Here is a 279-nt window from a genome sequence, read left to right as displayed (position 1 = left end):
GTGATCAAGACCCGGCTCCTCAATTCCCGCGCGGAAATCGAGCACTGGCGCGACTATGACTACGTCATCCTCAATGACGACCTTCAGGCCGCTTTCGAGGCCGTCGAAGCAATCGTCAAAGCCGAACGCGTCCGCCGAGACCGCCGCCATGGCATGTTCGATTTCGTGCGGGCTTTGCTGGAGTAAGAGCCGAAGCTCTGAGGTATCAATGAGATCAGACCACCAAGTTTGATCGTCCCTGTCTCGTCCATCGTCATGCCCCAGAGTCCTTGAACGAAG

1 pseudogene is annotated in these 279 nt (G+C 57.0%); it reads left to right on the top strand.

Annotated features, from left to right (window positions below):
* A pseudogene (locus EN850_RS36080) lies at positions 1-186 on the top strand (guanylate kinase); the annotation flags it as partial.
* Positions 187-279 lie beyond the last annotated feature (93 nt).

The sequence above is a fragment of the Mesorhizobium sp. M8A.F.Ca.ET.207.01.1.1 genome, from assembly GCF_004794715.1.
Classification (GTDB): domain Bacteria; phylum Pseudomonadota; class Alphaproteobacteria; order Rhizobiales; family Rhizobiaceae; genus Mesorhizobium.
The sequence above is the reverse complement of the archived record's forward strand: the minus strand, read 5'-3'. Positions and strand labels throughout refer to the sequence as shown.